At 37.2% G+C, this 1,816-nt stretch carries 3 protein-coding genes; all 3 read right to left on the bottom strand.

Annotated elements, in window-relative coordinates; all coding sequences use genetic code 11:
- Nucleotides 1–304 (bottom strand): amino acid permease (locus SMIDD26_RS12945; RefSeq protein ID WP_152165839.1); only part of this gene is annotated, 304 nt, incomplete at its 3' end.
- A 121-nt stretch (nt 305–425) separates the two neighbouring features.
- On the bottom strand, nt 426–983 hold the full coding sequence (sdbB, locus tag SMIDD26_RS05670) for a thiol-disulfide oxidoreductase-associated lipoprotein SdbB (RefSeq protein ID WP_000757380.1): 558 nt from the start codon (nt 981–983) through the stop codon (nt 426–428).
- 11 nt (nt 984–994) lie between these two features.
- Nucleotides 995–1,702, bottom strand: coding sequence for a thiol-disulfide oxidoreductase-associated membrane protein CcdA2 (ccdA2, locus tag SMIDD26_RS05665; RefSeq protein WP_061439432.1), 708 nt, complete (start codon nt 1,700–1,702; stop codon nt 995–997).
- Between the last annotated feature and the right edge of the window lie 114 nt (nt 1,703–1,816).

The following is a 1,816-nucleotide window of genomic DNA, read 5'->3' as shown; positions in this document are numbered from 1 at the left end:
CAGCCAACCAAGCTGGAAATTCTCCTAAAATGGCATAGAGATAACTGTAGGCACCACCTGTAGCAGGTACTCGCGAAGCAAATTCTGCAAAAAAGAGGGCTGACAATCCCACACACAAGGCAGAAATGACGATTGAAATCACTAGAGCTGGACCAGCAAGTGTTGCAGCTGCAGTACCTGTAATTGTAAAAACACCTGTACCAACCATGGCTCCGATACCCAGCAAAATCAAATCCCATAACTTCAAATGCCTGTGCATCTCTGTTTTATCCAAACTAACATTCTTTGTTCTAAATATATTCATCTTTTTCTCCAAAATAAACTGATGATTCTATTTTACCATAAATATAGGAGAATTGTGAATATTTATAAAATGTTTTTCTAAAAAAATCTGACTACGCTCTTGTAATCAGATTTTATCGATTCTAGTTCATTTCTTTAAAGGCTGCTTCTGCGTCCGCATTACTAATAGCACCAAATTGAATCTTTCCAATCTTGCCTTGGCTATCAATTAGGTATTCTGTAGGAATGCTTCGAATTTGATAAGCTTGGAAGGTGGTTGCCTTGGTATCATAAAGAACTGGGATATCCTTATAGCCTTGATCTTGGAACCATTGTGGGAATTGTTCAACAGTTTTTTCACCTTGAATTCCTGGTGCAATGACACTAAGAATTTCGAAATCGCGATCTGGTTTTGCAGCTAATTCCATCAACTCTGGCATACTTTTCTTACATGGACCACACCATGAAGCCCAAAACTTCAAGTAGACTTTTTTACCCTTGAAATCAGATAACTTAACTTCTTTACCATCCATTGATTGCAAGGTAAAGTCTGGAGCCTCTTTTCCAACAGCGATTTGTTGTACAGTCGTTTCTTGTTTTGGCTGTTGTGGGGCTTGAGTTTTTTTAGTCTCTTCCTCACCACAGGCCATCAATACAACTAATGACAAGAGGCTTAAGCCAGCAAACATTACTTTTTTCATCTTTTTCTCCTTTATTCAAAAATTCCAGCTAGAACATTTACTTGTCCTAATAGTAACAAAATTCCCATTAAAATAATGAGGAAACCACCAATTTTCTTTAGTAGCATCATATGACGTTTAATTTTACTAAAACATGGCATTACTAGACCTGAAGCTAGAGCCAAGACCAAGAAAGGAAGGGCCATGCCCAGAGTGTAAATAAGAGTATATATGGCTCCTTGCCAAGCACCATTGCCTCCAGAAGCCGCAAGCGCTAAAACAGAACTCAAAACTGGACCGATACAAGGCGTCCAACCGAAGCTAAAGGTAATACCGAGTAAAAAGGCTGACCAATAACGATTGGCTTCTGATTTCTTAAAAGTAAAGCTTTTTTGAACCTCTAATTTCTTAAAATGAAAAATTTCCATCTGGTGAAGACCCAAAATGATAATAATGGTTCCCATGACATATCGAAACCAATTGGCATAGAGAATATGACCAAAGTAACCAGCACCAAAGCCTAGAATAAAGAAAATAAGAGAGATACCTGCAATAAAGCAAAGTGTTCGAATCAAACCGGACCAAAGAACCTTTCTCCCAAATAAGGAGAAGCTTTTTGCACTTTCCTGATCATCCAATAAAATTCCAGCATAAACTGGCAGAAGAGGAAAAATACAAGGAGAAAAGAAGGACAAGACCCCTGCTAAAAAAACGGAGATTGAAAATACTATCGTTTCCAATAAAGAACCAACTTTCTTAAGATTTCTAATCCTATTTTACTATATTCAATTTAATTTGTATGCTTTCTGCTACGCAAATTGAATTATCCTGTAATGGAATAATCTTATCCTTTA

Source organism: Streptococcus mitis, from assembly GCF_001579035.1.
Classification (GTDB): Bacteria; Bacillota; Bacilli; order Lactobacillales; family Streptococcaceae; genus Streptococcus; species Streptococcus mitis_J.
The sequence above is the reverse complement of the archived record's forward strand: the minus strand, read 5'-3'. Positions and strand labels throughout refer to the sequence as shown.

What these genes read in the sequence shown, in the direction of transcription:
- sdbB (WP_000757380.1), bottom strand. Translation starts at nt 983, where the DNA reads ATGAAAAAAGTAATGTTTGCTGGCTTAAGCCTCTTGTCATTAGTTGTA.